The sequence below is a fragment of the Methyloceanibacter sp. wino2 genome (assembly GCF_003071365.1).
Lineage (GTDB): Bacteria > Pseudomonadota > Alphaproteobacteria > Rhizobiales > Methyloligellaceae > Methyloceanibacter.
Genome location: NZ_CP028960.1, coordinates 37,699 through 62,215, shown reverse-complemented (window position 1 = coordinate 62,215; position 24,517 = coordinate 37,699). Strand labels below are relative to the sequence as shown.

The following is a 24,517-nucleotide window of genomic DNA, read 5'->3' as shown; positions in this document are numbered from 1 at the left end:
CGACTGAGTAAGGCCAGGGTTAAGAAGCGGTTTAGGCAACTTCTTCCGGGAGTTTGTGCAAGCCGGCACCGAGATCGGTGATGTAAAAATCGACCACTTCCCGGGTCATCATGTCGACCGAGAAGACCTCCGCCACATGCTTCTGCAGTTCCGCGGCCCGCCGCAAATAGGGGCGCGGATCGGAGAGGAAGCTGCGCAGCTGGCCGGCGAGCGCATCGACGTCTCCGGGCGGCACCAGCGGCACGGGGATGTCGCCTATGATTTCCGGGATGCCGCCAACCTTCGTCGCGATGATCGGCATTTGCGCGGCCGCTGCCTCCAGAAGGATGTACGGCAGTGATTCCGCAATCGATGGAATGACCACGCACCGGGCACGCACGAACGCGGTTCGCGCGGGTTGCGGGCCCGAGAAGGTGACCTGCTTTGCGAGCCCCAGCCGACGTGCCAGTCGCTTGAAATGTTTTTCGTCCGGCCCGGAGCCGACGATGATGGCCCGCCCGGGAAAGACGCTCTGCTGCTGGGCCAGCGCCTCCAAGAACACGTCCACGCCCTTGAGCTTGCGCAGTTCGCCGACAAACACGAAGTCGACCGCATCGTCGGCAAGGAGCGACTCGTAGAACTCGTGCCGTTGCAGCCCGTTGTAGATCACCCGGGCCGGGCACTCGGGACGGCCGACCAGTTCCGCATAGCGATTGCCGGCATACATGCTCTCGAAGATGAAGCCGTCGGTCAGCGGCATGAGTTTGCGCTCGAGCCTGAAATAGAGCTTCCCGGAAAGAGACGAGGGCGAATAGTGGATGACGCCGCCATGGGGCGTGTAGACGACCTTCGTGTTCTTCTTCTTGCGGAGTGATTTTCCGGCAAGGCGCGCATAGGCACCGCCCTTGGCACCATGACCGTGGAGCACATCGACTCCCAGCTTACGGCCAATTTTTGCGATCCGCCGATAGACGCTCCAATCGCTGAGGTGAAGCTTGCGCGCCATGGGGATCCGCGTGACCCCCAGGCTGCAGTTGTCTTGAAGCCGGCGTAGCGCCACGTCGCTTTCCGCGTCCCCCGTTGTGGAATCGCAGACAACGCCCACTTCCGCCCCGAGTTCCGCTTGCCCGAGCGCCAGATCGTGCACGTGGCGAAAGAGCCCGCCGACGGGCGCGCGCAGACAATGCAGTATCCGGAAATTTGAGCTCACGGGAACCGGAGGCCTTGAGGAGGAGTGGCGATCTCGCTCAGAGCATTAGAACACGCGTTGGAGGACGTAAATAGTGTCGCCCGGCTGGACGGGATAATCGGTCGGGACCATGACGGTCGACATGACGCCGTCGAATTTGCGCGTGAGGCGGACGAAGCGCTGCTTGGCGCGCGGCGTGTAGCCTTCGGCGATGGCGACGGCGTTCTCCACGGTGAGGCCCTGGGCGAAGGGATATTGGCCGGGCCGCGTCACCTGTCCGAGGATGTAGAAGGGCCTGTAGGTGATCACCTCGGCGGTGACCTTCGGATCCTTGATGTATTGGCTGCGCAGCCGGCTCGCGACCTGCCGCGCGAGCCCGTCGGCGGTGAGGCCCCGTGCACGGACCTGTCCGATCAGGGGGACGGCTACCGTGCCTGAAGCTGAGACCGTATAGACGTTCGAGAGATTCTGCTGCCCGAACACGATGATGCGGACGCGGTCGCCTGCATCGAGCGTGTAGTTGGCGTGGGGCACCACGGGGACGCCCGGCGGTGCGCGGCCTGCGCCGGGCGGAAACAGCTGGCCGGGCCAGGGTAGGGGCGCGGGCGTGGAAAGAGCCAGATCCGGCGTCGTAAGCCCCGGGATGGCGCCACCCTTGCACCCCGACAGGCCGCACGCCAGGAGCGCGAGCAACAGGGTGAGGATCTTCTTGGCACTGACCGTGATACGGCACGTGGTCATACAAGCGGCTCCAGGACGTCGGCGAACGACGCCGACAGAGAACGTCGATACGTCCCGAACCTACCCCTCGCATGGTTAATAAATGCTGATTTGCCGTGCCATTATGATTTGCGCCACAATCCCTATGCTCAGAGCGCGGCCGTACTAAACCGATGCGGCGCTTAAAGCTTTGGTTACGGCAATCTGGGCTTATTGCTAATGATTTGTTGATTCCAAGAACGAGTTTTGAACCGTGACGAATTCCTCAAGCGTGCCGCCTGCAGACGACATCGACCTGGGAAGTCTTGGGGCCGCGCTATGGCGCGCCAAGGGCCGGATCATCGCGCTGTCGCTGCTGGCGGGGGCGATCACGTTCATCGCCCTGTCGATGATGCGTCCGCTCTACACGTCCGAGGCGCGCATCCTGGTTCAGAATGAGGAAACGGCGTTCACGCGCCCCACGAACGAACAGTCGACGTCGAACTATCGCGTAACCCTCGATGAGCAGGCGGTCCAAAGCCAAGTCCAGGTTCTGAATTCGCGCGATCTCATTCTGCAGGTCGTGAGAGATCTCGATCTCACGCAGAACGCCGCCTTTCTCCGCGACGCAGGGGGCTCGCCGATCGCCCGGCTGCTCAGAGCCATCGGCCTCGGCGGCTCGACGCAGGAATCGCTGGAAGAACGGGCCGCGAATGCCGTGGCGGAACATCTGGATGTGTTTCAGCTATCGAACTCGTCGGTGATCGCGATCGAGTACAGCTCGGGCGATCCGCAGCTCGCCGCGCAGGTCGCCAACAAATTGGCGGATGTCTATATCGGCTGGCAGCGCGATGCGAAAATCGAGCAGACCAAGGATGCGACCGCCTGGCTCGACGCGCAGATCAAAGCCTTGCGCAAGGCGACGGCCGAATCCGAGGCCGCGGTGGAAACGTTCAAGGCTTCGGAGGGGCTGTATGCCGGTAGCAACAACATCACCCTGAATGCTCAGCAGCTCTCGGAGCTCAATAGCCAGTTGATCCTGGCGGAAGCGCAAGAATCGGAGGCACAGGCCCGCGCCAAGCTGATCAAGAAGATGCTGGCAACCAACGGCGACATCGACGCGACTCCCGAAGTGCTGAATTCGCAGTTGGTGATCAACCTGATCGAGCAGCGGGTTCTGGTACAGCGCCAACTCGCGGAACTGTCGGCAACCTTGCTGCCGTCCCACCCGCGCATTCAACAGCTGAGATCGGAACTGGCCGATGTGCGCGCGCAGATCCGCTCGGAAGCAAAGAAAGTGGTCCAAAGCCTGGAGAATCAGGCGCAGATCGCTGCTGCCCGCGAGGCATCCTTGCGGGCAAGCCTCGACGCCGCGAAGAGCCGGACCTCGGGTCAATCCGAGGCGGAGGTCAAGCTTCGCGCCCTCGAGCGTGAGGCGAAGGCGAACCGGGACCTGCTGGAATCGTATCTTGCACGCTATCGCGACGCGTCGGCACGTCACGACGTCGGCGCCGTGCCCGCGCAAGCGGCGATCGTCTCGCGCGCCCACGCGTCGGTCTTGCCGTCCTTCCCGCGGCGCGGACCCATCACGCTTTTGGTCATTGCCGCGACCGCGCTGCTGTCCATCGGGACGGTGCTTGCCAAGACAATCATCGTCAGCGGCGCGCCCCAACGGCAGGAAAGACCGTCGGACTTCTATGGGGAAGAAGCAGAGGAACTCGTCCCCAGCGAACCCGAGTATATGTCGCGCGCCGAAATGCTGGCCCTCAGCAGAATGAATGCGCAGCGGCAAAAGCCGGCTCAGCCGCAGCCGGCGCCACCCAAGCCGTCACAAGACAAGCCTGCGGGCACCACAGCGAAGCCGATCATCGAGAACCGGCGTATGTCCGAAACGCGCGGGAAACCCAAAGCAAAGCAACGGCCCTCCCAGCCGCAACAAGGGTCTCCAAAACAGCAAACGCCGAACGGCCCGCAAGCAACCGCAAAGCCGGCCGAGGCGGTTGCGCCCAAACAGCCTGAGCCTGCCAGCGAGGTAGCACCGGCGGCGGCACAGAAAGCAGCCGCGGAGACCAAGCCGGATCGAGTTGAAAAGTCCGCCGAGACGCCGAAGCCAGCCGACAGTCCGAATAAGCGTCAAAGATCCGTCTGGCGCGCTTCAAAACCCGCGAAGCGGCCGTCATGGCTCGCCGTCAGCGAGCCGCGAAGCGCTACGCTCGATACACCGGAGGAAGCCACACCGGTGGCAGCAGAGGCGGACGCGCCGTCCTCCGATGACCAGGCTCAGCTCACGGAGACAGCGCCTACTAAAAAGGTCGAACTCCAGACGGCATCCGCCGACGAAACGCCGGAACGCGCAGAGGCGCCGACGGAAGAGGGGGACAGCAAGAGCGCGGGCGTTCTTGCAGCCCTAGCGGCGCCCGCCGCAGCCATTGCCGCCAAAGCTGCGATGTCGGAGCCGGAGAAGAGATCGATCCCAGATGAGGAACCCGCAGCCGACAAACCGTCCGGCGAAGAAGCTGAAGACAGTGCGGGTTCCAAGCCCGCGCAACCGGCTTCGCCGTCGACGGATTTCGTTCAACGGATGCGCCGAGACGCGATCAAGCGAAGTGAAGCGGAAGAGACAGCCACATCCGCCAAACGCCGGGCCGCTGGATTGTTCGGCCGCTTGCGCGGGAAACCGACCAAAGAAAAAACGACAGGGGCCGCTGAAGAGTCAGCGCTTACCGCGAAAGCGGCGCAAGACGCTGGTGCACCACAATATGAAAACGAGAGTGAGATGGCAGCCCTCAGTCCCAACGACCTGCGCCATTACCTGACGCAACGGATCGCGGCATCCGATGAGAATGAAGAACTGGAAACAGAGCCTGTCGCCGAGCCGGACGTCGAGGCCCTCGGGCCCGTCATGGGATCGCTCCACGAAGTCGTCGGCACGGTACTGAAGAGTTCGACCGGCGGTCTTCCCCGTGCGTTGCTGGTCGCCGGAACATCTGCGCGTTCGCCGTCACCACAGGCGGCCATCGGTATCGCGAGGGATCTCGCGAGCCGTAATGAGCAGGTCGCGCTCGTGGATCTTGCGAAGGGTGCGGCCGTCGTTTCGGGACGCCTGAACTTGCCGCGGGTACCCGGCTTTTCCGATCTTGCGGTAGGCGCAGTGGATTTTGCCGATGTCGTGAATCTCGACGACGGATCGACGCTGCAGGTCATTCCCGCGGGCAATCCGACCCTCAGTGACGGATACGACGCCCCGGACAAGTTCATGCGTGTTTTCGAGGCGCTGACGCAGACCTATGACTGTGTGGTCTTGCACGCCGACATGGCGGCGATCGATAGCCTGATGCCGGCGCTCAAGTTCGAACTTCCCGTCGCTGTCGCGGTCCTGCCGCCACGGACAACGCCGGAAGAGGAGCGCGACCCGCTATCGGTCATTCAGCGTCTGGGATGTCCGATCGTCGTGCACGGCACGCCCATGAAGCACAGACAGCGCCGCTTCTCGCTGTTCGGCCGCAAGGTCGCGGTCTAGCGAACGCATTCCAGGCAGACTGGAACGCCATCATCTTTTCGAGATATGGAACGTCGTCCGAATGGCCGGCGCGTCTTAGGCGTGGCTGCCCTTGATCGTCTTGCGCACTGTTTGAGCCAAGGCCCAAAGCCGCGGATTGGACTTGATCTTGCGCTTCAGGGCGCTCTTGACTGTAAAGGGCAAGGTCACCGCAAGCCCCTGGGGCTTCAGCGCGAGATAGCTGTCGAACAGAGAATAGACCTCGTTGCTCCATTCCGATTTGTGCCGCGCCGCCCCGACACCCAGGTCGAAATAGGCGAGGCCGTCATTGCATGCCTCTTCGATTTGGTGACGCAGGAGCTGTGCACCCGGCGACTGGCGCTGGAAGGGGCTGTCCGCCAAGGAGGACAAGAGAACGTTCACTCGGTCGTGGACGACCGTGCCTGAGAAGGTGGCGAGGATCTCGCCGTTCAACGCGACATAACCGAGCCGCAAGCGGCTTGGACTGTCTTCGGGGAGCATGACCAGGGCGGCGTAAAAGGCGCGCGCCTCAGGCGTGAAAATGTCCGTCACCCCCATGGCGGCAAACTGGAGCGCCTTTTGGGCAAAGAACGTCTCGAGCACGTCGCGCTTTTCCTGCGTGCGCTCGGCCCAGCCATACTTGAGCGTACCGGCCTCCCAAAGGCGCCGCTCCTTGCGCAAAAGACCCTGCCGGGCGCGCTTCTTGAACCGCTCGCGATAGAGCGTCTCGAAGTCGCCGAGCCGAATCGCGAAGCCGCTGTTGGGCGCAGGCTGGTGCGAGAGCAGGGCAAATGGATTGGGTGCGCCGCCCCACTCGAAAGGCTGCGCCTCGAGCGCTGCAACCGACGCGCCGGACCACCGGCCGACTTCATTGAGGATGCGGGATATTTCCGTCTTCGTCAGCGCTGCCGCGAACGCGGGACGAAACACACCGAACAGGTAATTGGCGTGCTCCTGACTAAGCCAACTCAGAACCGTGAGCCCACCGACCTTCTTCGACTCGAACGGCAGTAGAAATTGGACTTGTCCGTCGCCGTCGTATCCGATGGCGATAACGGGCGCCCGGCCTTGCGCGGCGAGCATATGCACCGACCAGGCACGGGCCCAGTCGAAGGTCTGCGCGCTGGTGCAAGTCACCGCGGTCTCGATTTCCCGCCACTCCGAAGCGATGGTTTGAAGATCGGAGGTGATCTTCATGGAGACCGGCCCTGCGGACGTGCTGAAAGAGATATCGCCGCCCCCAGCCGCGTCCATGTCCGAAATGTCTGCGCTGGACCGAGCCAAAGTCATTGAACCCATCGATTGAATCCCATCGTGCCAGTCTAGTAGATAGCGGAGAGCAAGCCTTGCCCCCCGGCAATTCTTTCTCAAGGAACCAGCGTCAGACTGGCCGAGACGATGCGCGGACAATGGCAGGGCGAGGTTAACGGTTGATGCTCGGAAAAGGTGGAAAAAACCATGGCCAAGGGTAAAGCCGCCGTCATGCGGGCCGCGCTCACCGGCCTCCATCGTACGGGCGCCGGCCGTTTGCTTGCGCCTTTCACCCAAGGCCAGGGCCTGATCTTCATGCTCCATCGGGTGAAACCTGAAACAGGTGTCCCACGGGAGTTCGCGCCCAATCGCATTCTGGAAGTCAGCCCGGAGTTTCTGGGCAACGTCCTCGACCAGGTTCTGGAAGCGGGGCTCGACATCATCACGCTCGATGAAGCGGCGGACCGTCTCACGCATGGGGAAGGGGGCCGCTTTGCCTGCTTCACGTTCGACGACGGGTATCGGGACAACAAGGAACATGCCCTGCCGCTGTTCCAGGCGCGCAGCGTGCCGCTCACGCTCTACATTCCAACAGCCTATCCGGGCGGCCATGGCGAGTTGTGGTGGGTCGCGCTGGAGGAAGCCATCGACAGGGCACCCGACGAGATCGCGATCGACCGCGACGGCGAGGCTTGGCGGCTGCCCACCGGGACGGACGCGGACAAGACCCGCACCTACGAGAAGATCTACTGGTGGCTGCGCGCACTGCCGGAAGAAACCATGCGCGCCAAGATTCGCGACCTTGCCGAACGGCACGGCGTCGACCTCTCGAAACAATGCCGCGATCTCATCATGACGTGGGACGAGCTACGCGACATGGCGGCGGACCCTCTGGTCACGATGGGCGCTCATACCAAGGATCATTTGGCACTCGCGAAGCTCCCGGAAGACGAAGCGCTAGCGCAGATTGTGGAGAGCGCCGATCGCATCGAGGCCGAACTCGGCGAGCGGCCGGCCCATTTTGCCTATCCGTACGGCGATCCGGGGAGCGCTGGCCCACGGGATTTCGCGCTCACCGAGGGCGCGGGCTTCCGCACGGCGGTGACCACGCGCAAGGGCATGCTCTTTCCCGCCCACAAGGATCATCTGACGGCGCTGCCGCGCGTGTCGCTGAATGGGGAATTCCAGGACCTGTCCTACACGGCCCTGTATCTGACCGGCGCGCCCTTCGCCATCTGGAACGGATTCCAGCAGGTCGATGCTGCCTAGCTGAAACGGCTCTCGAAGGCCTTAGTCTGGACGGGCCATCCACCGGATGAGCAGCGCTGCCGGGGCAACCCACAGAAGCCCGGCAACCAGGAAATAAAGGAACTGGAAGACGCTGTTCGCCTCGGCAATGCGCCCGGATCCGATTGCCGCCGCAACCGCGATATAGACGAGCAGAAAGACCAACAGCACGATCGTGCCGACCAGCTTGCGCACGTGCCCGCTCATAGCGTCGCACCCCGCGAGCCCGGCGCGGTCCGGCCATTGAGTTCCTGCCGAGAGCCCGCTATCACCGCGTCCATGAGTGTTACCGGTACACAGCCCATGGCGGCAGCGTTCGACACCGAGGAAATGCCGACACGGCATGTCCGGGCATTGCGCCTGTGGCTGTCGTTCGTCGCTCTGCTCATCGTCGCCATGATCCTCGTTGGGGGCGCCACGCGCCTCACCGATTCCGGCCTGTCCATCACCGAATGGCAGCCCATCGTCGGCGCCATACCGCCTTTATCCGACACCGATTGGCAAGAGGCATTCGACGCCTACAAGCAGATCCCCGAATATTCTCAGGTCAATCAGGGCATGGACCTGCAAGGGTTCAAGGCGATCTATTGGTGGGAGTGGGCTCATCGCTTCCTGGGCCGCTTTATCGGACTCGTGTTCTTCGTGCCGTTCGTTGCCTTCTGGCTCGCGGGCTATATCCCGCGGCCCTTGCTGCCGCGTCTGCTCGGTCTCTTCGTCCTCGGGGGACTGCAGGGCGCTCTGGGCTGGTACATGGTCAAAAGCGGGCTCGTGGACCGGATCGACGTGAGCCAATACCGTCTGGCGGCCCATTTCGGCGTCGCTGTCCTGATTTTCGGCTACACGCTGTGGCTCATTCTTGGGCTCGGACGGACTGAGCGACGAGGAGCTGTTGCCAGAACGCCGGCGATCGTGGCCGGCCTGATCCTGCTCCTAGTGTTTCTTCAGCTTCTGGCCGGCGCTCTCGTCGCCGGCATCGACGGAGGCATGGGGTTCAATACCTGGCCGCTGATGAACGGGGCCGTCATTCCGGCGGGGCTCGGCGCTGCGGAGCCGTGGTACCTCAACCTCTTCGAGAACCCGCTGACGGTGCAATTCGACCATCGCGTCCTCGGCTACGCAGTTGTTCTTGCAGCCGTGCTCCAAGCGCTGTGGCTGGCGCGTAAACCCGATGCCGCCGGCCTGCGGGCCAGCGCAGCGGCGCTCGCACTTCTGTCGCTGCTACAGGTCGCACTCGGGATCTGGACCTTGCTCAGCTTCGTGCCGATCGAACTCGGTCTCGCCCACCAGGCAGGCGCGATCGCGGTCTTTGCGGCCGCCCTCTACCATTTCTGGCGGTGTGTGGCGGGCGAGGCGCCGGCACGGCGTCAGACAGCCGCGAGTGCCTGATCCAGATCTGCAATGATGTCGTCGACATCCTCGAGCCCGATCGACAACCGCACCACATCCGCTCCCGCACCGGCACGCTCGCGTGCTTCGTCCCCGAGCTGACGATGGGTCGTCGAGGCCGGATGGATGATAAGGCTGCGCGTATCGCCGATATTGGCGAGATGGCTGAAGAGTTCCACCTTGCCGACGAGGGCGATGCCGGCCTCATACCCGCCCTTGAGCCCGAACGTGAAGACGGCGCCGGCGCCTTTCGGAGCGTAGCGCTGGGCAAGAGTATGGAAGTTGTTGCCGGGAAGGCCGGCGTAGTTCACCCAGGCCACCTTGTCGTGACCGGCGAGCCATTCCGCCACCTGCTTGGCGTTGTCGCAGTGCCGCTGCATCCGCAAGGGCAACGTCTCGATCCCGTTGAGGATGAGGAAGGCGTTCATGGGCGAGATCGCAGGGCCAAGATCGCGTAGCCCGAGCACCCGGCAAGCGATCGCGAATGCAAAGTTCCCGAACGTCTCGCCGAGCGTCATGCCGTGATAGCTGGCGCAGGGCGCCGAGAGAGACGGATAGCGGTCGCTCGCCATCCAGTCGAACGTGCCGCAGTCGACGATGACACCGCCGACTGAATTGCCGTGGCCGCCGAGAAACTTGGTGAGCGAGTGCACGATGATGTCGGCGCCGTACTGTTTCGGCTGCGTGAGGTAGGGCGTTGCCAGCGTATTGTCGACGATGAACGGAATGCCGGCCTCTTTGGCCACGGCCGAAACCGCTTCGAGATCGGTGACGATCCCACCCGGATTTGCGATCGACTCCACGAAGATCGCCCGGGTCTTAGGGGTGATGGCGGCGCGGAACGACTCCGCGTCCGTGGTGTCGGCCCATTTCACGTGCCAACCGAACTTCTTGAAGGCCTCGCCGAATTGATTCATCGAGCCGCCATAGAGTTGACGCGCGGCCACGAACTCGGCGCCTGGCTCCATGAGCGTGTGGAAGACGATGGCTTGCGCGGCGTGACCGGACGCAACTGCGAGGGCGGCCGTGCCGCCTTCGAGGGCCGCCACGCGCTCCTCGAGAACCGCCTGGGTGGGGTTCATGATCCGGGAGTAGATATTGCCGAAGGTCTCGAGATTGAACAGCGCGGCGGCATGATCCGCATCGTCGAAGACATAGGAGGTCGTCTGATAGATGGGCGTCACGCGCGCGCCCGTTGACGCGTCCGGCTGTGCACCGGCGTGAATGGCAAGTGTGTTGAATCCAGGGGTACGCTCTTCAGACATTTTTTCCTCCCACGATCTGCCGATCTAACCGTCGAACTTTTGCGAGCCAGGCGACCTTAGGGGATCAAGCCACGCGCGTCTTGTGTTTTACAGTGACGAACGCTTTCGCGTGTCACGCTAGTTGTCGTCGCGCAAAGTTCTCTGCTGTCCACCTTTCGCGGACAGGACAGGCCGCTTGCTCGATAGCGTGCGGGAGTTCACGCCCGCCCAACCGATCTCGCCGGACAGCCGGCCGTATTCGATCTTCGGGCAGCGATTCATGACCACCTTGAGACCGGCCTCTTCGGCAAGCCGCGCGGCCTCGTCGTTGCGCACACCGATTTGCATCCAGACCACTTTCGCGCCGATGCGAATGGCGTCTTCGGTGATGCCGAGCGCCGCTTCGGAGTTGCGGAAGATGTCGACCACATCCACGGGCCTGTCGATCTCGCCAAGCGATGCGCTGACGGTTCGGTCCACGACAGACTGTCCGCCGAGACCTGGATTGACCGGGATCACCTCGTAACCCTTGGACAAAAGATACTTCATCACGAAGTAGCTCGGCCGCGTCGTCTTCGCACTCGCGCCGACCACGGCGAATGTCCGGTGGTTCAGGAGAATGTCGCGAATATAGGTGTCCGGATAGCTGTCGTGGTGCATTACTATTCCGAGTGTGAGTTGCATATACACCCGTATCGCGTGTATACAAGTCTCTTGGGGGATCAGAGCATGAAACTCTATTCCATTACCAAGAGCACAGTACGTGCCTACGTCATCGCCTATTTTGCGCGTGGGCGCCGGATGCCCACGCCGGGCATGAACGTGAGACGGGCCTACGGCTATTCGGATAGAGCGTGGGCCGAAGTCGCAAACGACATAAACAAATACGGCTGGATGGACCAGCTCGGCGTCTTGCTGGATGCCCATGAGATGGCGCCGCTAAAGACCGTCGAAGAGATCGTGGATCTCATTTGGTCGAAACGTTCCGCCAAGAAGACGAGCAGCCGCACGCGAACCCGCAAAGCGGTCCGTGCGACCCAAACGGCGAAGCGAACGTCACGCGCCGCCAAGTCGCGGCGTAAGCGGCCCACCCCGCGCAAAACGATCACCCGCAATGCAGCGGCCCGCAAGAAAACCGTGCGGACGCGCCGTAAGCAGAGTTGACGAGGGAGAAGGCGGCAACGAGGGGCACGACGATCGAGTTCGCCGGTCTACCAACAGGGGGGTGGGACAATGGCAAGAGGACTGTTTGGCGCCATTCTGAGCGCCGCAATCGGTTTCATGGGCATTGGAGGCGCCGCCGCTCAAAGCACGGGGACAGAACCTCTGCGACTGTCGGGTGCGCCGGATGACGTGGGACAGTCACTGAGTACCGGAGCGCTCGCGTCCTGGTTTGGGGGAGACTGCGCGGGAACGATCCTGCTCCGGCGGTCCAAGGACGCGATTGGTAGCATCATCTCGCCAACGTGTTTCGAGGATGCGCAGGGCGCGCAATTCGCATGGGCAGACGACGCGATATCGAACTCCGAGGTTTGGTCCGCGCAAGGCATCGTCGCGGCGCGGCTGATGCATCGCGGACAGACGCAGCGATACAGCCCTTATGTCCAGAACCTCGCGTTTGCGCCTTACGCCTATTTTGACAGGGTCGCGAGCGGGGGCAGCGTCGTCGACGGCATAGACAATCTGGCTTACGGGGCCGTGTTCGAACTCTCCGTTGCGAACGTTCTGGGAGCGACTCATTACTTCGATATCGATGCCGAAGTCGTTTCCAGTTTTGCCGGCGACGCGAAGAACTGGTCCATTGGCGCCGAGTGGCAGCCCATCGGCTATCTGCGCCATGGAAAGACGTTCCTCCGCTATTTCGGCCAACCGTTGGGGCTCGGACGAAACTTCCTCTGGACGATCACCCCGAAGGTTTACGGCGAGTACGTCTCCGAAATATCGGATGCCGCCGAGCAGCCGATCTTCGCGGACCGGGATGAGGCTTTGCGGGTAGGGCCGACGGTCACCCTCAATCTCTATGGGATCAAGGAATTCGACGACGTTCCCTGGTGGGCCCAAAGGTTCAGCCTCGAAGTCACCTATGGCTGGCTCTACGACACACTCTCCGAACTGGACTATGAGCTGTTGGACTCGTCGGTCACGATGGCCCTCGACGAAAAAGGGCATCTCGGTCTCACGCTGAGCTACCGTAAGGGCCAGCTTATCGAGACAGGACAGGACGTGGACTTGGCGAAGCTCGGACTATCGCTCAGCTACTAGCGCGGCCAGTTCGGCGTGCGTTTCTCGAGGAAGGCGCCGATGCCTTCTTCGGCTTCGGCATCGAGCATGTTCTCCACCATCACCGAGGCCGTGTAGCGGTAGGCTTCGTCGAGCGGCATCTCGGCCTGGCGGTAGAACGCTTCCTTGCCCGTCTTCAGCGTACGGCCGGGCTTGCTTGCGATCGTGCGGCCGAAGGCGACGGCCTCGTTCACAACCCGGTCGGCGGCGACCACACGGTTCAAGAGGCCAAGCCGCATGGCCTCCTCAGCGCCTACCATCTCTCCGAGGAGCAGCATCTCCATGGCTGCCTTGCGCGACAGATTGCGGCTCAGCGCCACCATGGGTGTCGAGCAGAACAGGCCGATATTCACGCCGGGCGTGGCGAAGCGCGCATCCGTGGCCGCGACGGCAAGGTCGCAGGTCGCTACGAGCTGACAGCCGGCCGCGGTCGCAATCCCGGTCACCGCGGCGATGACGGGCTTCGGCAGGCGCACGATGGCCAGCATCATCTCAGCGCACGTTCGCATGGTCTCTTCGTAGAAGGCACGGCCCTTGTCAGGGTCGTTGCGGTGTGCGGTGAGCTCTTTGAGGTCATGGCCGGACGAGAAGGCGGGTCCTGCACCCGTCAGCACGACGGCACGGACGCTATCGGTCTCTGCTGCCTCGGCGAGGGCCCCGCGCACAGCCGTCATGAGATCCATCGACAGGCAATTGCGGGCCTTAGGGCGATTGAGCGTCAGCACCCGAACTGCGTCCTGGTCTTCGCTCAGAAGGATGTTCTCGTCGTCGCTCATCGATGCCTCGGATCGCTCTTTGGATTTGTCGCCAACTCGCTTACACCAACTGGCCGGAAACTCACGTAAATTCAGACGTCTCCGTCGCGGTATTTTAGTACCACATACCTAGTGCATTGAAGTTGCGTGGATAATTTAATCCGCTTGACCGCTCCGAATCCAACCGGTAGAAGCGCCGATCTTTCGGTTGAGACGCAAGAGTGACGCGAACCATGAAAACCTTTTCCGCCACGCCCTCGGACATTGAAAAGTCCTGGGTTCTGATCGACGCCAGCGGCCTTGTGGTGGGCCGACTCGCGGCGCTTATTGCGACGCGGCTGCGCGGCAAGCACAAGCCCGGCTATACGCCTCATATGGACGATGGCGACAACATCATCGTCATCAACGCCGGCGACGTGATCTTCTCGGGCAACAAGCGCGCCGACAAGACCTATTACTGGCACACCGGCCACCCGGGCGGCATCAAGAGCCGCACCGCCGAGAAGGTCCTTGACGGAAAGCATCCGGAGCGCGTGCTGCACAAGGCCGTCGAGCGCATGCTCCCGCGCGGCCCGCTGGCCCGCCAGCAGCTCAAGAACCTCAAAGTCTATGCGGGTCCCGAGCATCCCCACGAGGCGCAGAACCCCGTGCCGCTGGATGTCGCCGCCCTGAACACGAAGAACGCAAGGAGCGTCTAGGAGCCATGAGCGAAACCAACACGCTAGAAGATCTGGCTCAGCTGCAGACCGAGGGCGACGCCCCGACTGCCGAGCGCGTCTATGAGCGCAAGGTCGATTCCCTCGGCCGCGCCTACGCCACCGGCAAGCGTAAGGACGCTGTCGCCCGTGTGTGGGTCAAGCAGGGCCCCGGCAACATCACGGTGAACGGCAAGGACCACACGGCCTATTTTGCCCGCCCCGTTCTTCAGATGATCCTGAAGCAGCCTCTGGTGACGGCTGCCCGCGACGGACAGATCGACGTGGTCTGCACGGTTTCCGGCGGCGGTCTTTCCGGCCAGGCCGGCGCGGTGCGTCACGGCATTTCCAAGGCGCTGACCCATTTCGAGCCGGAGCTCCGCTCCGTTCTCAAGAGGGCCGGCTTCCTGACCCGGGATGCCCGTACGGTCGAGCGTAAGAAGTACGGTAAGGCCAAGGCCCGCCGCAGCTTCCAGTTCTCCAAGCGCTAGTAACTCTCACGCTTGTTCTGAATTGTTGCGGGAGAGGGGCGCTGCCTCTCTCCCGCTTTTCGTTTTGAGCCGTCGAATCCCGCCCGAAGCGGGTCAACATTTCCGGGGTCGGACATGACCAGCACACAGACGATCCGGGCCGCCGTGCTCGGCGCTTCCGGGTATACCGGCGCCGATCTGATCCGGCTCGCGGCCAGACATCCCAATATCGAAATCACCGCCTTGATCGCGAAGGCCCATGCGGGCCAGCCGCTCGCCAAGGTCTATCCGCACTTCGCGAGCCTCGACCTGCCGGCACTCGTGACGTCGGACGAAGTCGACTGGAACGAGGTGGACGTGGCCTTTTGCGGGCTGCCGCACGGCACGGCCCATAGCGAGATCGCCAAGCTCCCCGACAGCGTCAAAGTCGTCGACATGTCTGCCGATTTCCGTCTGCGGGATCTCGGCACCTACGCCGAGTGGTACGGCGGCGAGCATGGCGCCCCGAGTTGGCGGAGGGCGCTGTTTACGGGCTGACCGAACATTATCGCGACGCCATCGCCGACGCCCGTCTCGTCGCCTGTCCCGGCTGCTATCCCACGGCGGTGCTCCTGGCTCTTCTGCCGCTCGCCAAGACCGGTCTCATCGCCGCCGACGGCATCATCATCGATGCAAAATCTGGTGTCTCAGGTGCCGGCCGCTCATTGAAGCAGAACATTCTGTTCTCCGAGGCGGGCGAGGGGCTGTCGCCCTACGGCGTCGGCACGCATCGCCATGTGCCGGAGATCGAGCAGGAACTCGGCGCCGCGGCCGGCAAGTCCGTGACCGTGAATTTCACGCCCCATCTTGTGCCTATGACGAGGGGTGAGCTGTGCACCTGCTACGTCCAGCTAGCGGACGGCACCTCCGCGGACGATGTCCGGGAGGGCTTGGCGAAGGCCTATGCGGAAAGCCCGTTCGCGCGCGTGGTCGAGGAGGGCGTCATTCCGGCGACACAGCATGTGCGCGGCTCGAACTACTGCCATATCGGCGTGTTCGCCGACCGGATTCCGGGACGGGCGATCGTGATTTCGACGATCGACAATCTGGTGAAGGGATCGGCCGGCCAGGCGCTTCAGAACTTTAATCTGATGTACGGCCTCGAGGAGACGACAGCGCTGGAACAGCTGCCGCTGTTCCCGTAGACGCGACAACGACGGGCACGGCTAGCCCTGGGACTTCACGTAGCTGCCGGGCGCGTCTTCGATCGGCGGGAACGGCCCGCTCGAGGGGTCGCGTGCCGGCACCTTTTCGCCGGAGAGGTTCTCAAGCCAAACCGCCCAGTCGGGCCACCACGAGCCGGGGTGCTCGGTTGCGCTGTCGACCCACGCCTCGAACGTCTCGCGCGGCGCACCCGTCCAATATTGGTACTTTTTCTTGGCCGGAGGATTGACGACACCGGCGATATGACCCGATCCCGCCATGACATGGCGTACGTCGCCGCCATAGAGCCTGCTGCCTCGGTAGACCGAGGAAGCAGGTGCGATGTGGTCTTCCCGCGTGAACAGCTCGTAGACCGGGATCTTGATTTTCGAGAGGTCGAGCTTCACGCCCCCGAGCTCCATCTCGCCCTTGCTGAGCCGGTTCTCGTGGTAGAACTCGCGCAGATAGAACACGTGGTTCGCGGCCGGCATCCGCGTGGAATCGGCGTTCCAGAACAATAAATCGAAGGGGAAGGGCTTCTTGCCCAAAAGGTAGTTGTTCACGACGTAGGGCCAGATCAGATCCTTGGGTCGCAGCATGTTGAACACCGCCGCCATGCGTGACCCATCGAGATAGCCGCGCTCGGCCATCATCTCTTCCAGCGACTTCAACTGCGCGTCGTCGATGAACATCAGGAGGTCACCGGCCTCGGTGAAGTCGACCTGCGCCGTGAGGAAGGTTGCCGTTGCGATCCTGTCGTCGCCCTTTGCTGCGCAATAGGCCAGTGTCGAGGCGAGCAGGGTGCCGCCCACGCAATAGCCCATGAGATTCACGTTATGCAGCCCGAGCTGCCGGTTCACGATCTCGACGGCCTTGAGAATTCCGTCGCGCATATAGTCTTCAAACGTCTTCTGCGCGAGCGTCGAGTCGGGGTTCACCCAGGAGATCATGAAGACCGTGAAGCCCTGATCCACGGCATACTTGACCAGTGATTTCTCCGGCTTGAGATCGAGGATGTAGTACTTGTTGATCCACGGCGGCGCGATGATCAGCGGTGTCTTCGAGACTTCTTCCGTGGTCGGCTCATATTGGATCAGCTGGATCAGTTCATTCTGGAAGATGACCTTGCCCGGCGTGATTGCCAAATCCCGTCCGACCTCGAAGGCCGACAGATCCGTCTGGCTGACACGCAGAAGGTCTTTGGACTGACCGATGTCCTCGGCCAGGAGCGCCATGCCCTGAACGAGATTCTCCGCATTGGTCGCCAGCGTCGTTCGGACCACTTCGGGGTTGGTGAAGGGGTTGTTGGAGGGCGACACCGCCGACAGCACTTGGCCCAGATAGAACATGGCTTTGCGCCGCGTCTTGTCATCGACGCCTTCCGTGTTCTTGGTGACGTCCTCGGCCCAACGCGACGTGATCAGGTAAGCCTGTTTCCAAAAATCGAAGTACTGATTCTCCGACCAGCCCGGGTCGTTGAAACGGTTGTCGCCGGGGTCGGGCTCGGCCACCGGCTCCACCTCCTCACCCAGAAACTTGCGGACGGAGCGTCCCCAAAGATTTGCGTAGCTGTTGAAGAGCTCGCTCTGGGCGGCGGCCAACTTGCTGGGATTCGAAACCATGGCTTGCGCCACCGAGCCGAAGGTCTTGGCGGCTTCGCCAACCTCGGAGGCCACGCTGTAGGGGCTTTTGCCGCTCGACGCGTTGCGCTCGGCTAGGGAGGAGGCGACCTTCGCACCCTGATCGAATAGGCGCACCATGTTCCGCGCGAACTCGTCGAAGTTCATCGTGTCCTGCGCTTCGCCTTCGATCTTGTCGCCGCCCGTGGGACCCCCTGCACCTGCTTTTCCATCCCGGCCGTCGTCACGCATTGGAATGCCTCGATCTCTCTCCCAGGACCACATTTCCGCCGCCTTGTCGGAGCGTGGTTGCGCCAGCTTCCGCCGAACTCGTCATTGTGCTATGCAATATAGCGATTTGGCGGCTGGGTTCGCCAGGGGAAACTCCACTAGAGCAAAAACGTAGTGTTTTTTTTACAGTCAGCTTACCGGCTGGCGGCAGTCCTGTCCGTCATCCTTTTGTCTGGATGTGCGAGCAGCCTGCCGGATCAGGGCCCTTTGCAGCGTTTCAGCGACGCGATCCGTGGCTATGACAACACGCTGACGAAGTCGGAGCGTGAAGCGGCGATCTCTGATCTCAAGCAGGAGAAGGACCGGCAAGACGCTCAGCTCAAACAGGTGAAGAGCACCCCGAAAACGAACTAAATTCAAAGCAAACCGACCGAAGGTCTTAAGTCCGAGATGCTTGCCGGGCGGGGCCTTTTCGTGGTTCAACTTCAGACTCCCAATTTCAGAAAGATCGGGTGGGGATAACCGTCCGTGCAGAACGAATTTCATAGGATCAAGCGGCTGCCGCCGTATGTCTTTGAGCAGGTGAACAAGCTCAAGGCGGAAGCGCGCGCCCGTGGCGACGACATCATCGACTTCGGGATGGGCAATCCCGACATGCCGACACCGCCGCACATCATCGACAAGCTGGTGGAGACAGTCCGCGACCCCAAGGCCAACCGCTATTCGGCGTCGAAGGGCATCCAGGGCCTGCGCAAGGCGCAAGCCGCGTACTACGACCGCCGTTTCGGCGTGAAGCTCAATCCCGATACCCAGGTTGTCGCGACGCTCGGTTCGAAGGAAGGCTTCGCCAACATGGCCCAGGCGATCACCGCCCCGGGCGATGTGATCCTGGTGCCGAACCCGACCTATCCGATCCACGAGTTCGGCTTCATCATGTCCGGCGGCGTGATCCGGCATCTGCCGGCCAGCACCGATTCCCAGTTCATGGTCTCGCTCGACAAGGCCATGCGCCACAGCGTGCCGAAGCCGTCGGTTCTGGTCCTCAACTATCCGGCGAACCCGACTGCCGTTGTCGCGAACCGCGACTTCTATGCGGAGGTCGTCGCCTACGCCAAGAAGCACGATCTGATCGTGCTCTCCGATCTCGCCTATGCGGAAATCTACTTCGAGGGCGAGCCGCCGGGGTCCTTCCTCGAGATCCCCGGTGCCATGGATATCGCGGTCGAGTTCACATCCGTGTCCAAGACCTATTCCATGCCTGGCTGGCGCATCGGCTTTGCCGTCGGCAACGAGCGGCTCATCCAGGCGCTGACCCGGGTGAAGTCTTATCTCGACTACGGCGCCTTCACCCCGATCCAGGTTGCGGCCGCGGCCGCGCTGAACGGCCCGCAAGACTGCGTGGACGAGATCCGGGGTGTGTACAAGCGCCGGCGCGATACGCTCGTCGATGCCATCACCCGCGCGGGCTGGCCCATTCCGTCACCGCCGGCGACGATGTTCGCGTGGGCGCCGATTCCGGACATGTTCGCCCATATCGGCTCGCTCGAATTCTCGAAGCTTCTCCTTGAGAGAGCCTCCGTCGCCGTGGCGCCGGGTGTCGGCTTCGGCGAGTACGGCGAAGGCTATGTGCGCATCGCGCTCGTGGAGAACGAGCAGCGCATCCGCCAGGCTGCCCGCAACATCCGTAAGTTCCTCACCGAGTCGGCCAACGAGCTGCACAACGTCATTCCTCTGGCCTCCAAGGCCCAGCGGACGCTATAGCTCCTTCCATGGCAGACCCCTTGAAGCTTGGACTGGCCGGAATCGGCACCGTCGGCACTGGCCTCGCGCAGTTGATCGCCGCGCGCGCGGACACGCTTGTGGCCAAGACCGGCCGACCGATCGAGATCGTCGCCATTTCGGCGCGCAACAAGCGCAAGAAGCGCAAGTTCGACACCTCGAAGATGCGCTTCTTCTCCGATCCTGTGGCTCTGGCAAACGACCCCGAGATCGACGTCTTCGTCGAGCTCATCGGCGGTGAAGAGGGCGCAGCGAAAGAGGCTGTCGAGGCCGCGCTGCAGGCAGGCAAGCATGTGGTCACCGCGAACAAGGCGCTTCTGGCCCATCATGGCCCGGCGCTCGCCGCGCTCGCGGAGAAGAACGGTGTCGCCCTGAATTTCGAGGGCGCCGTGGCCGGCGGCATCCCTGTCGTCAAGGCCATGCGCGAGGGCCTGCAGGGCAACGACATCACCCGCGTGTTCGGTATTCTCAACGGCACCTGCAACTACATCCTCACCAAGATGGAGCGGGAAGGCCGTGACTTCGCCGATGTCCTCAAAGAGGCGCAGGAACAGGGCTATGCGGAAGCCGATCCCACCTTCGACGTCGGGGGTTTCGACACCGCCCACAAGCTCTCACTGCTCACGAGCCTCGCCTTCGGCACGAAGACCCGGTTCGATGCCGTCTATGTCGAGGGCATCGAAACGATCACGCCGAGCGACATCGAGGCAGCAACCGATCTCGGCTATCGCATCAAGTTGCTGGGCGTTGCGCTCAGGACCGACAGCGGGATCGAGCAACGCGTGCATCCGACCATGGTGCCCAAGGATACGGCCATCGCCAATGTGGACGGCGTCTCGAATTGCGTCGCGATCGATGGCGACTTCATCGGTGACGTGATGCTGATCGGCCCCGGCGCTGGCGGAGGCCCGACCGCCTCTGCCGTGATGAGCGACATCATCGATATCGCCCGCGGCATCGTTTTGCGGCCCTTCGGCGTCAAGGCCACGAACCTCAAGGCCTACAAGAAGGCGGCCATGCGCACGCATGAGGGCGGCTATTACATTCGCCTCTCGGTCTACGACCGGACGGGGGCCTTCGCCGCCATCGCCCAACGCATGGCGATGCAGAACATTTCGCTCGAGAGCATCGTCCAGCGCCGTCCGAGCAACGAGCGTCCCGGCCAGGGCAAAACGCCCCGCAAGAAGGGGGCGCCGCAGGCCAGTATCGTCATGGTGACCCACGAGACCACGGAGGCCGCCGTCCGAAAGGCGCTCGCAGCCATCCAAAAGGACGGCCATGTCGACTCCAAGCCACAAATGATCCGTATCGAAAAGCTTTGACGGCCACCGCGCCGGCGGAAGATCGCGCGCGTTGAAACGAGGGAGGTTTTGACGTGTCACAGGCAGTTGAGAAGGCAGAGCTCGACCGCGCCCTGGCGCTCGATATCGTTCGGGTGACCGAAGCGACCGCGGTGGCGGCGGCTCAATGGCTCGGGCGCGGGGACGAAGCCTCCGCGGACGAGGCGGCAGCGGCGGCGATGCATCGCGAGATCGCCCGCTTGCCGTTCGAAGGCATCGTCGTCGTCGGCGAGGGCGAAGAGGGCGATTGCCCCTTCTTCTACATGGGCGAGAGGATCGGCCAGGGCTCGCCCTCGGGCACGACCGTGGATGTGGCTGTCGATCCTATCGAGGGCTCGACACTATGCGCCAAGGCGCTCCCCAATGCCATGTCGGTGCTGGCCGTGGCCGAGCGCGGCAGTCTCCTCAAGGTCCCGCCCATCTACATGGAGAAGGTCGCCATCGGGCCTGGTTACCCCGAGGGGACCATCAGCGTTGCCGCGACACCGTCGGAAAACCTCGGCGCGCTAGCCGAAGCAAAAGGCGTCGGCGTCCAGGATTTGACCGTGTGCGTGCTCGACAGGCCGCGCCACGGTGACCTCATCGAAGAGATCCGCTCGGCCGGGGCCGCACTGCGCCTCATTGGCGACGGCGACATCGCGGGCGTGATCCACGTCACCGATCCCGTGCAGACCGGTATCGACATGTATCTCGGCGTTGGCGGCGCGGCGGAAGGCGTGCTGGCGGCCGCAGCCCTGACCTGCCTCGGGGGTCAGATGGAAGGGCGCCTCGTGGCGCTCAACAAGGAGCATCGCGCCTGGGCCAAGCTGGCCGGCATCACAAACCTGTCCAAGACCTACGCGCTGAAGGATATGGTCATGGGCGATCTCAGCTTTGCCGCGACGGGCATTACCGATGGATCGATGATGGCGGGCGTCCACCACACGCGGAACGCGATCATCACGGAGAGCGTGGTCATGCGCGCCTCCACGCGCACCAGGCGCTGGATCAAGACCGAACACGCCGACCCGAACAAATTCGCCTGATCCGGGGGGCGGGTGCGAATCGGCTACTCTGCGGGCCGAACCCCAATCCACGCTAGCAACTTGCAGAGCCGACCGTGACCGCAGCCTTGAAACGCCAGGACGAGAATACCGCAAACCCGCCCACACCGGCCATGCTGGGCGTGGAGCGGTCGGCGCGGAGCCAGCGCTGGGTGGAACGTCTCGAGCCGTCCCGCGCGCATATCGCGACCTCCATTGCCCAGGCGCACGGTCTGCCCGACCTGCTCGGCCGGGTGCTCGCGGCGCGCGGCGCCGACGTCCAAACCACCGAACGTTTTCTCGATCCGTCCCTCAAGGCGCTGATGCCGGACCCAGCCAGCCTCCAGGACATGACGAAGGCTGCCGAGCGTATGGCCGACGCGATCATGAGGGGCGAAGCCGTCGGCATCTTCGGCGACTACGACGTGGACGGGGCCTCCTGTGTGGCGCTGATCGAGCGTTTCTTAAGGGCCCACGGACAGAGCTGCCTGACCTATATCCCGGATCGGCTCACCGAAGGCTATGGACCATCGCCTGAGGCTCTGCGCGGGCTCGTCGAGGAGGGTGCTCGGCTGATCCTCACCGTGGACTGCGGCACCGCCGGGGACGCGGCCATCGCCGCCGCCAACGAGGTCGGCGCCGAGGTGATCGTGTTGGACCATCACCAGGCCGGCGAGGCTCTGCCGGACGCCTTCGCCGTCGTCAATCCGAACCGGCAGGACGACCTATCCGGCCAGGGTCACCTCGCGGCTGCGGGCGTCGTGTTTCTGTTCCTGGTCGCTACGATGGCCGCTCTGCGCCGCCTGGGGGCCTATGACACACGCCCGGCGCCCGACCTGCTCGGACTGCTGGATCTCGTTGCGCTGGCCACGGTTTGCGATGTGGTGCCCTTCAAGGACGCCAACCGCGCTTTCATCGCTAAGGGGCTCCAGGTTCTGCGGCTCCGGCACAATACAGGCCTGCGGGCGCTGGCCGACGAGGCCCGGCTGACCGAAGCCCCTTCCACCTACAGCCTTGGCTTTGTCCTCGGTCCACGGATCAATGCCGGCGGCCGAGTGGGCGCGTCTGGCCTCGGCGCGCGCCTTCTCGCAACGGAAGACGAGAGCCAAGCCGGCACGATCGCGGCACGGCTCGAGAGCCTGAACGCCCAGCGCAAGGCGATCGAGCAGGGCATGCTGGAAGGGGCCGTCGCCATGGCGGAGCAGGCTCTGGACGATGGCCCGGACGCACCGCTTCTGTTTCTGGGCGACGCCGATTGGCACAAGGGCCTCGTCGGTCTGGTGGCAGGACGCCTCACGGAACGCTTCATGCGTCCGTCCTTCGTGATGACCCTCGACGGCAACGGCATCGCCACCGGCTCCGCCCGCTCGATCCCGTCGGTCGATCTCGGCGTGGTGGTGCGCGACGTAGTGGAGGAGGGGCTCTTCCTCAAGGGCGGCGGGCACGCGATGGCGGCTGGCTTTTCGCTCGATTGGGAGAAGCGAGAGAAGGCGGCAGCGTTCCTCACGGCGCGTCTCTCGGAGTCTGTCGCGCAGTCTTCCGCGACCCGCACCCTCGGGCTCGACGGCGCCCTCTCGGCCGGCGCCGTCACCCCGGAGCTCATCGACTTACTCGAACGTGCCGGTCCCTACGGACCGGGTCATCCCCGGCCGCGCTTCGTGTTTCCCGCGCACCGGATGACGTGGCTGCGCAGCCTGAACGGCGGTCATGTCCGCTGCACGCTGCAAGCCGCCGATGGGGGGCGCATCGACGCCGTTGCGTTCCGGGTCGAAGGCTCGCCGCTGGGCGACATCCTCATGGGCGCGGAAGGCCAACAACTCCACGTAGCGGGCCACCTACGCCGGTCGGTCTGGCAGGGGAGGGAACGCATCGAGTTGATGATCGAAGATGCCGCAGAAAAGCAAGATTCTGCCCGCTAGGGGCTTGCCCAGAGTGGGTGCGGCGTCTTAAACAGCGGACTTGCGAGACGCCGCGAAGCTATCTATATCAGCGGGCTCGTGACCGGCCTGCTCCCTTCGTCTATCGGTTAGGACGCCAGGTTTTCAACCTGGAAAGAGGGGTTCGACTCCCCTAGGGAGTGCCACACCCGCACACCCCGTGCGGGCCGGTCTTCAGCCTCTCTCCGCTACCATTTGCCCGTATTCGGCATGGACGCCCAGGGCTCCTGCTCGGGCAGGCGCTTGCCCTTCTGCAAGAGCTCGATCGAGATGTTGTCGGGCGAGCGGATGAAGGCCATCCAGCCGTCGCGCGGCGGACGGTTGATCGTCACGCCCGCCTTCATGAGCCGGTCGCAGGTCTCATAGATGTCGTCGACCTCGTAGGCGAGGTGACCGAAATTGCGTCCTTCGCCGTAGGCTTCCGGATCCCAGTTATAGGTGAGCTCGAGTTCCGCTTCTTCGTCGCCCGGCGCGGCAAGATAGATGAGCGTGAACCGGCCTTGCTCGCTTTCCATGCGACGGGTCTCTTTGAGCCCAAGCTTGTTGCAGTAGAAGTCGAGTGACTTGTCGACATCCGCGACGCGAACCATGGTGTGAAGATACTTCATCGGTAACGTCCTCCCGAGGGTTCCAACGGAGGTTGGACTGACTT

The 24,517-nt window shown here is 63.2% G+C and carries 21 protein-coding genes, 1 tRNA gene and 1 pseudogene; 14 read left to right on the top strand and 9 right to left on the bottom strand.

Translation table 11 applies throughout. From position 1 onward, the window contains the following. Positions 1-31: 31 nt before the first annotated feature. Both DCY11_RS00315 and DCY11_RS00310 read right to left on the bottom strand, forming a co-directional pair. The gene (locus tag DCY11_RS00315) at positions 32-1,189 is read right to left on the bottom strand and encodes a glycosyltransferase family 4 protein (RefSeq protein WP_245409402.1); all 1,158 of its coding nucleotides are present in this window, start codon (positions 1,187-1,189) and stop codon (positions 32-34) included. Between the two features lie 45 nt (positions 1,190-1,234). Then, a complete protein-coding gene (locus DCY11_RS00310; protein WP_108680505.1) occupies positions 1,235-1,909 on the bottom strand; it encodes a polysaccharide biosynthesis/export family protein in 675 nt (224 codons plus the stop codon). Between the two features lie 232 nt (positions 1,910-2,141). On the opposite strand from DCY11_RS00310, the gene DCY11_RS00305 reads away from it, so the two are divergent. Continuing rightward, the gene (locus tag DCY11_RS00305; protein WP_108680503.1) at positions 2,142-5,387 is read left to right on the top strand and encodes a Wzz/FepE/Etk N-terminal domain-containing protein; all 3,246 of its coding nucleotides are present in this window, start codon (positions 2,142-2,144) and stop codon (positions 5,385-5,387) included. Positions 5,388-5,462: 75 nt separating this feature from the next. On the opposite strand, the gene DCY11_RS00300 is transcribed toward DCY11_RS00305, so the two are convergent. After that, positions 5,463-6,641, bottom strand: coding sequence for a GNAT family N-acetyltransferase (locus tag DCY11_RS00300; RefSeq protein ID WP_159079697.1), 1,179 nt, complete (start codon positions 6,639-6,641; stop codon positions 5,463-5,465). 204 nt (positions 6,642-6,845) lie between these two features. Between DCY11_RS00300 and DCY11_RS00295 the strand changes: the two genes are divergently transcribed. Then, on the top strand, positions 6,846-7,907 hold the full coding sequence (locus tag DCY11_RS00295) for a polysaccharide deacetylase family protein (protein WP_108680501.1): 1,062 nt from the start codon (positions 6,846-6,848) through the stop codon (positions 7,905-7,907). Between the two features lie 21 nt (positions 7,908-7,928). On the opposite strand, the gene DCY11_RS00290 is transcribed toward DCY11_RS00295, so the two are convergent. Next, positions 7,929-8,132 carry a DUF2842 domain-containing protein gene (locus DCY11_RS00290; protein ID WP_108680499.1) on the bottom strand — a complete coding sequence of 68 codons (204 nt, stop codon included), beginning with the start codon at positions 8,130-8,132 and terminating at the stop codon, positions 7,929-7,931. A 72-nt stretch (positions 8,133-8,204) separates the two neighbouring features. Between DCY11_RS00290 and DCY11_RS00285 the strand changes: the two genes are divergently transcribed. Then, entirely contained in the window at positions 8,205-9,311 is a 1,107-nt protein-coding gene (locus DCY11_RS00285; RefSeq protein ID WP_208430481.1) for a COX15/CtaA family protein, read from the top strand. On the opposite strand, the gene DCY11_RS00280 is transcribed toward DCY11_RS00285, so the two are convergent. Together DCY11_RS00280 and DCY11_RS00275 are read right to left on the bottom strand one after the other, a co-directional pair. Further along, positions 9,290-10,576 carry an O-acetylhomoserine aminocarboxypropyltransferase gene (locus tag DCY11_RS00280; RefSeq protein ID WP_108680495.1) on the bottom strand — a complete coding sequence of 429 codons (1,287 nt, stop codon included), beginning with the start codon at positions 10,574-10,576 and terminating at the stop codon, positions 9,290-9,292. The genes DCY11_RS00285 and DCY11_RS00280 overlap by 22 nt on opposite strands. Before the next feature lie 117 nt (positions 10,577-10,693). Then, complete coding sequence (locus DCY11_RS00275) at positions 10,694-11,215, bottom strand: CoA-binding protein (protein ID WP_108680492.1); 522 nt, start codon at positions 11,213-11,215, stop codon at positions 10,694-10,696. Between the two features lie 69 nt (positions 11,216-11,284). On the opposite strand from DCY11_RS00275, the gene DCY11_RS00270 reads away from it, so the two are divergent. Next, positions 11,285-11,719 (top strand): hypothetical protein, encoded by a 435-nt coding sequence (locus tag DCY11_RS00270; RefSeq protein ID WP_108680490.1) that lies wholly within the window; start codon positions 11,285-11,287, stop codon positions 11,717-11,719. A gap of 69 nt (positions 11,720-11,788) precedes the next feature. Beyond that, complete coding sequence (locus DCY11_RS00265) at positions 11,789-12,817, top strand: hypothetical protein (RefSeq protein WP_108680488.1); 1,029 nt, start codon at positions 11,789-11,791, stop codon at positions 12,815-12,817. Here the strand turns inward: DCY11_RS00265 and DCY11_RS00260 are convergent. Next, a complete protein-coding gene (locus DCY11_RS00260; RefSeq protein WP_108680486.1) occupies positions 12,814-13,611 on the bottom strand; it encodes an enoyl-CoA hydratase in 798 nt (265 codons plus the stop codon). The genes DCY11_RS00265 and DCY11_RS00260 overlap by 4 nt on opposite strands. 212 nt (positions 13,612-13,823) lie before the next feature. On the opposite strand from DCY11_RS00260, the gene rplM reads away from it, so the two are divergent. The 3 genes and pseudogenes from rplM (at position 13,824) to argC (ending at position 15,939) form a co-directional block, all read left to right on the top strand. Beyond that, complete coding sequence (gene rplM / locus DCY11_RS00255) at positions 13,824-14,288, top strand: 50S ribosomal protein L13 (protein WP_108680484.1); 465 nt, start codon at positions 13,824-13,826, stop codon at positions 14,286-14,288. 5 nt (positions 14,289-14,293) lie between these two features. Next, the gene (rpsI, locus tag DCY11_RS00250) at positions 14,294-14,776 is read left to right on the top strand and encodes a 30S ribosomal protein S9 (RefSeq protein WP_108680482.1); all 483 of its coding nucleotides are present in this window, start codon (positions 14,294-14,296) and stop codon (positions 14,774-14,776) included. 114 nt (positions 14,777-14,890) lie between these two features. Then, positions 14,891-15,939, top strand: a pseudogene (gene argC, locus DCY11_RS00245) (N-acetyl-gamma-glutamyl-phosphate reductase). Positions 15,940-15,960: 21 nt separating this feature from the next. Here argC and DCY11_RS00240 read toward each other — a convergent pair. Next, positions 15,961-17,808, bottom strand: a complete 1,848-nt coding sequence (locus DCY11_RS00240; RefSeq protein ID WP_371515018.1) for a PHA/PHB synthase family protein — start codon at positions 17,806-17,808, stop codon at positions 15,961-15,963. Between the two features lie 246 nt (positions 17,809-18,054). Here DCY11_RS00240 and DCY11_RS15360 point away from each other — a divergent pair, with 246 nt between their 5' ends. From DCY11_RS15360 to DCY11_RS00215, 6 genes are all read left to right on the top strand, one after another. Beyond that, positions 18,055-18,201, top strand: coding sequence for a hypothetical protein (locus DCY11_RS15360; protein WP_159079696.1), 147 nt, complete (start codon positions 18,055-18,057; stop codon positions 18,199-18,201). A 114-nt stretch (positions 18,202-18,315) separates the two neighbouring features. Beyond that, a complete protein-coding gene (locus tag DCY11_RS00235; RefSeq protein WP_108680480.1) occupies positions 18,316-19,548 on the top strand; it encodes an LL-diaminopimelate aminotransferase in 1,233 nt (410 codons plus the stop codon). A gap of 8 nt (positions 19,549-19,556) precedes the next feature. Further along, on the top strand, positions 19,557-20,888 hold the full coding sequence (locus tag DCY11_RS00230; protein ID WP_108680478.1) for a homoserine dehydrogenase: 1,332 nt from the start codon (positions 19,557-19,559) through the stop codon (positions 20,886-20,888). Between the two features lie 53 nt (positions 20,889-20,941). After that, entirely contained in the window at positions 20,942-21,931 is a 990-nt protein-coding gene (gene glpX, locus DCY11_RS00225) for a class II fructose-bisphosphatase (RefSeq protein WP_108680476.1), read from the top strand. 74 nt (positions 21,932-22,005) lie between these two features. Further along, a complete protein-coding gene (recJ, locus tag DCY11_RS00220) occupies positions 22,006-23,847 on the top strand; it encodes a single-stranded-DNA-specific exonuclease RecJ (RefSeq protein ID WP_371515017.1) in 1,842 nt (613 codons plus the stop codon). Between the two features lie 89 nt (positions 23,848-23,936). Next, a tRNA-Glu gene (locus tag DCY11_RS00215) sits at positions 23,937-24,011 on the top strand. A gap of 42 nt (positions 24,012-24,053) precedes the next feature. On the opposite strand, the gene DCY11_RS00210 is transcribed toward DCY11_RS00215, so the two are convergent. Continuing rightward, positions 24,054-24,473, bottom strand: coding sequence for a VOC family protein (locus DCY11_RS00210; protein ID WP_108680474.1), 420 nt, complete (start codon positions 24,471-24,473; stop codon positions 24,054-24,056). Between the last annotated feature and the right edge of the window lie 44 nt (positions 24,474-24,517).

Bases quoted from the DNA above. Each gene is read 5' to 3' on its own strand.
- DCY11_RS00260 (WP_108680486.1), bottom strand. From the start codon at position 13,611: ATGAGCGACGACGAGAACATCCTTCTGAGCGAAGACCAGGACGCAGTT.
- DCY11_RS00280 (WP_108680495.1), bottom strand. From the start codon at position 10,576: ATGTCTGAAGAGCGTACCCCTGGATTCAACACACTTGCCATTCACGCC.
- DCY11_RS00210 (WP_108680474.1), bottom strand. From the start codon at position 24,473: ATGAAGTATCTTCACACCATGGTTCGCGTCGCGGATGTCGACAAGTCA.
- DCY11_RS00300 (WP_159079697.1), bottom strand. From the start codon at position 6,641: ATGGACGCGGCTGGGGGCGGCGATATCTCTTTCAGCACGTCCGCAGGG.
- DCY11_RS00265 (WP_108680488.1), top strand. From the start codon at position 11,789: ATGGCAAGAGGACTGTTTGGCGCCATTCTGAGCGCCGCAATCGGTTTC.
- DCY11_RS00310 (WP_108680505.1), bottom strand. From the start codon at position 1,909: ATGACCACGTGCCGTATCACGGTCAGTGCCAAGAAGATCCTCACCCTG.
- rplM (WP_108680484.1), top strand. From the start codon at position 13,824: ATGAAAACCTTTTCCGCCACGCCCTCGGACATTGAAAAGTCCTGGGTT.
- DCY11_RS00290 (WP_108680499.1), bottom strand. From the start codon at position 8,132: ATGAGCGGGCACGTGCGCAAGCTGGTCGGCACGATCGTGCTGTTGGTC.
- rpsI (WP_108680482.1), top strand. From the start codon at position 14,294: ATGAGCGAAACCAACACGCTAGAAGATCTGGCTCAGCTGCAGACCGAG.
- DCY11_RS00295 (WP_108680501.1), top strand. From the start codon at position 6,846: ATGGCCAAGGGTAAAGCCGCCGTCATGCGGGCCGCGCTCACCGGCCTC.
- DCY11_RS00270 (WP_108680490.1), top strand. From the start codon at position 11,285: ATGAAACTCTATTCCATTACCAAGAGCACAGTACGTGCCTACGTCATC.
- DCY11_RS00285 (WP_208430481.1), top strand. From the start codon at position 8,205: ATGAGTGTTACCGGTACACAGCCCATGGCGGCAGCGTTCGACACCGAG.
- DCY11_RS00275 (WP_108680492.1), bottom strand. From the start codon at position 11,215: ATGCACCACGACAGCTATCCGGACACCTATATTCGCGACATTCTCCTG.
- DCY11_RS00230 (WP_108680478.1), top strand. From the start codon at position 19,557: ATGGCAGACCCCTTGAAGCTTGGACTGGCCGGAATCGGCACCGTCGGC.
- DCY11_RS00240 (WP_371515018.1), bottom strand. From the start codon at position 17,808: ATGCGTGACGACGGCCGGGATGGAAAAGCAGGTGCAGGGGGTCCCACG.